The sequence below is a fragment of the Olsenella sp. CU969 genome, assembly GCF_905219715.1.
In the GTDB taxonomy this organism is placed as follows: domain Bacteria; phylum Actinomycetota; class Coriobacteriia; order Coriobacteriales; family Atopobiaceae; genus Granulimonas; species Granulimonas faecalis.
This window is the reverse complement of record NZ_CAJMXC010000108.1, coordinates 1-4,464: the sequence shown is the minus strand read 5'-3', so window position 1 is coordinate 4,464 and position 4,464 is coordinate 1. Positions and strand designations below refer to the sequence as shown.

The 4,464-nt window shown below is 62.8% G+C and carries 3 protein-coding genes; 2 read left to right on the top strand and 1 reads right to left on the bottom strand.

Annotation, left to right across the window (positions count from 1 at the left end; all coding sequences use genetic code 11):
• Positions 1–2,686: 2,686 nt before the first annotated feature.
• Positions 2,687–2,965, top strand: a complete 279-nt coding sequence (locus JX283_RS07840; RefSeq protein ID WP_204408240.1) for a glutaredoxin — start codon at positions 2,687–2,689, stop codon at positions 2,963–2,965.
• 28 nt (positions 2,966–2,993) lie between these two features.
• Entirely contained in the window at positions 2,994–3,227 is a 234-nt protein-coding gene (locus JX283_RS07835; RefSeq protein WP_204408241.1) for a glutaredoxin, read from the top strand.
• Between the two features lie 117 nt (positions 3,228–3,344).
• Here JX283_RS07835 and JX283_RS07830 read toward each other — a convergent pair.
• Positions 3,345–4,464, bottom strand: a 1,120-nt coding sequence (locus JX283_RS07830) for a M28 family peptidase (RefSeq protein WP_204830079.1), incomplete at its 5' end; no start/stop codon positions are given.

The following is a 4,464-nucleotide window of genomic DNA, read 5'->3' as shown; positions in this document are numbered from 1 at the left end:
GTCACCGGGTCGCCGCCGGGGGTGGTCCAGCCGCTGAACTTGTTGTTCTCGGGGTCGTCCTCGGAGTCGGGGACCTCGTCGTCCTCGGGCAGCACGATGATGGGCTTCTCACCGATGACGTAGTAGTCGTCGATGGGGTTGCCGTTCTCATCCTCGACGCGCACGTGGGTGGGCTGGAAGACGGCCTTGTTGCCGANGTTGCCGCACTCGTCGCGCACCCACACCACCAGGGGCGAGGTGTCAACGATGTCGAGGTCGAACGCGAACTGGTGCTGCGGGATGGGCAGGGTCTCCCAGTCGTCGTCGGTGGGGGTGGCGTTGACGTCGTTGGTCACCCAGTAGGCCGCCACACCGGAACCGCGGCCGTCGNCGATGAAGGTGNTGCCATCCTCGTCGATGNCCTCGCCGGTGTCGGTGAGGGTGATGGTGGCCTTGTTCTTGCCGGTGTTGGCACCCTCGATGANGGGCTCCTCGTTGTCGAGGTAAGCGGTCACGTAGGTCTGGGAGATCTTGGAGACGTTGCCCTTGTCGTCGGTGACGGAGAGCTCGAAGGTCCAGCGGCCGTGGGCGCTGTCCCTGGTGAACAGGTAGTCCTCGATCTTGGAGGGGTCGTCGTAGGTCTTGTCGAAGACCTTGGTGTTGGTGGGGTCGTAGACGCTCCAGTGCCAGCTCACCAGCTTGCCGTCATCACCGGAAAGGGTGCCGGTCATGGACTTGTCCACCATGTTGACCGGAACGGTGCCGTTGGTGTTCACCAGGTGCTGCAGGTGCACCGTCATGAGCTGCTCGTCGGNNTCGCTGTCGACGATGTAGAAGTTGGCCAGGGGCAGTTCGGAGCTGATGGGTGCCTGGTTGAACTTCTTGCCCTCCACGAAGTTCTTGTAGATGTAGCCGGCGATCTCGCCCACGNAGTCGTCNCCCATGGCGATGANACCGTTATCGGCGCCGAGGCCCTGGTGGGTGGTGTTACCGTTCTCATCCTTGGTGGAATCGGTGACCACCTTGCCGTCCTGAGCGTTGGAGATGTAGAAGATCTCGTTCTCGTTGAGGCGGTTGATGCCGTCGGTGTAGTCGGGGTTGGTGCCGCCGGCCTCACCGAACTCGTCGGGGATCTGGGGGTCGTTGGAAGTGCCGGCGAGGTTGATGAAGNANTTCTGCTCGNCGCCCTGGAAGTACTGGGTGTTCTTGAGGGCGTCGAAGGCGGAGGCGGCANAGCTCATCTCGAGGTCGGAGAACTTCATGATCGAGAGGGAGGAGCAGCCGTGGCTCACATAGTTGACCAAGGGTCCGAAGCCGTTGAACCCGGTGTTGTCCAGGGGCTGGTTTTTGAGGAGGTTCACCGGGTCGCCAAGGTTGCCGGACGCATCGTAGGTCTGGTACTGCATGGTGACGTTGTTCTTGTTGAGCTCGACGGTCACGCGAACCATGTTCTTGGGACCGAAGTTCATGGCAGGCACCGACGCGACCTGGGTGCNGGTGGCGNCGGCCNNGGNGGTGTCGGNCNCNANGCTCACCTTGCGCAGGGTGCAGGCGTTGTNGCCGGCCNTGAACATGAGCACGTAGCCGGAGACCGTGTTGTTCTCGATGCCGGCGTTGAGCCAGAAGCCGTAGCTGCCCAGGGTGTGGGTGTCGATGACGGCGGGGTTGATGTCAAAGGAGAAGGTACGGCGGGAGTCGCTCGAGGCAGGGTAGATCATGTAGTCGCTCAGGGCCGACGTGCCGTAACCGGCGAACACCATGGACGACTTTCCCTGGTCGTCAACGGACGAGTAGATGTGCCTGTCGAAGTTTTTGCAGGAGTTGCCCGTGGTGTTGGTGTTGTTCTTGAAATAGCTTTCAATGGTGCCGGTGCCGTTGGTGTGGGAGTTGTCGGCCTGACGGAAGGGCTGGTTGGCCCGCTGGTCGGCGGACACGATGCTGTTATAGGTGGCCTGGTCGCGATAGTGGTCGCGCACAAGCCAGCCGCCCAGGTCGGTGGTGTCGATGGTGACGTCGGTGTTGGTGATGCGGAACGCCGACGGGTCCATGCCCTGGTCGATGAGCTTCTGGGTGAGCTCCTGCTTGAAGTCGAGGAAGGTGCCGGGATAGTCCGCAGGGACCGTCACGGCGATGTCGACCTTGGGGGTGGGGTTGGCACCCACATCGATGGCCCCGTAGGCGGGGCTCAACGCGCCCGACCCCAGAAGGCCGATGAAGGCGAGAAGGGTACACACAACCAGGCCATAGAGCCTGGCCAAATGCCGATGTACCCCTCCCTTCAGCTTCTTCAACATTTTCTGCATCTCTCATTCCCTTCGAGGTTAGATATGGGTAGATGTGAGACATTCTACGCCTCTGAATTCAGTCGGNGTACAGAAAAGCTCAAGAAAACTGTACTTACGGGACACTGAAAGGGTAAACAGTCCGTTTTATCGGGTGCTTTTTGGCCAGATTGTCATATTTATTCATCCCGATACGGCACGATTCCGCTTCAGAAAGGTCCTGTTCTGAAAAACTAATCCACGGATCGCCTTTTAACGGCCCATGCTGTATTAATCCTGAATTGTCGTATATACATATATAATTATCTATAGACAACGATAGGAACGGTCTCTCCACGGACCTATCAAGGGAAGGGATCCATCGATTGCGCCGTCGGGGCCCCGGGAATCTTCCTAGAAGCGAAACCCCGACGATTGGAGGCCCCATGGCCGAGAAGAAGGCACGCACCCTCGAGCTCTTTTACAAGCCCACCTGCCCCTATTGCCACAAGGTCCTTGCCTGGATGAGCGACCATGACGTGGAGAACGTCACCCTGTACGACATCAGCACCGACTCCGAGGCCGCAGACCGTCTGGTGAAGGTGGGTGGCAAGCGCCAGGTGCCCTGCCTGTTCATCGACAGCGACCCCCTCTACGAGAGCGACGACATCATCGCCTTCCTCGCCGAGCTCATCGATCACCCCGAGAACGACCTTGCCCGCTGACCGAACCGTCTCAGACCAGGAGGCTGTTATGACCCTGTTCTACCTTCCCACCTGTCCCCACTGCCACCGGGTCATCACCTGGATCGAGGGTCAGGGCCTTACCGACAAGTTCAACTACATCGACTGCTCCAAGGAGGCCGGCGCCGCCGAGCTCCAGGAGGTCAGCGGCCAGCAGTCCGTCCCCTGCCTCGTGACGGGTGACGACACCTGCCTCGTCGGCGACGGGAACATCCTCGCCTACTTGCAGAAGCTCTACGCCTAACACGGGCTTCTCCCGGAGACGGGAAGGGGCNCCCCCGACGGTCCGGATGCCGTCGGGCGCGCCCCTCTTTCCTGTAACGGCCCCGTCTGCCATGTGACGGGTTTTACGGTTTTGGCATCACGCCCTGCGGATGGTCTCCGAGACGATGAGGTTCACCTGGGCGACCTGGTCAGGGCCCACGTTCTGGGGGACGTTCTCGGCCGTATGGGCCAGGGCCGGTACCTCGCCGGGGTCGCAACCCATGAGGGTGGCCGAGCGCACCGAGGCGCGCATGGCACAGGTGGCGTCGGTGTCGGACCAGGGCCTAGGCGAGCACTGCAGCTGCACGTGGAGGTCCCGGGCGATACGGTCGATGCTTTTGAGCAGACGACGGTCGACCTTGCGCACGTTGCCGGATCCCTCCTCGGTGAGGAGGGTGAGCTGGCCGGCGCCCACAGAATCCAGGTTGATGAGGAACGCACCGCGCAGGCGGGAGCGGTACTCCTTCACGAACGCCTTGGCGCCCGCGTGGTCGAGCTCGCTGGCGCCCACGGCCACGAAGTAGATGTCGTGGGCCACGAGGTCCACGTAATCCATGTCGNGCACGGCTTCGGCGAGCTCCGGATCCTCCACGAGGTTGACGTCCTCGTCGTCGCGGAGCTCGGCGGAGCGGGTGGCGCCGCCCTTCCATGGGTGACGGTTGCCGTCGTCCTCGGAGAAGTTGTCCCAGGAGCCAATGCGCTCTCCGTCGGCCTTGGCGTCGAAGTCCTCATCCACCCCGAGCCACTCGGTCATGGAATCCTGCTCCTTCTTCTTGCGGCCGTGACCGTGGGAGATGCGGTCGCGCAGGGAGGTCTTCCGNGCCTNTTCGTGGGACGTCACACGAACAGGCTCGATGGGCACCGCGGCCGGTGCCTCCTGAGGCTGGGCGGCGGGCACCGTCGCCACGCGACGGCTCTGGGAGACCGTCACACGGCCGTCGGACGAGCCGGCATGCACGGTGCTCTGGGACACCACCACACGTTGGGACACGGCATCTGCCGTCGTGGGCTCGGGCNCCTGGCCCGGGACCTCGTAGGCGGCGTCCTCCATGACGTCGAGGGAGGGGCTGTCGGCGGCCAGCGGGTCGAAGGTCGCCTGGGTGGGGTCGGGAAGGTCGAACAGGGCCGCGCGGCGGGCGAAGCCGATGGGGCCGCGGGGCGTGAAGTCCGTCTGCCCCCACGAGGGATCGTCCACGACATCGGGGGCAGGGGAGGGC

Bases quoted from the DNA above. Each gene is read 5' to 3' on its own strand.
- JX283_RS07835 (WP_204408241.1), top strand. From the start codon at position 2,994: ATGACCCTGTTCTACCTTCCCACCTGTCCCCACTGCCACCGGGTCATC.
- JX283_RS07840 (WP_204408240.1), top strand. From the start codon at position 2,687: ATGGCCGAGAAGAAGGCACGCACCCTCGAGCTCTTTTACAAGCCCACC.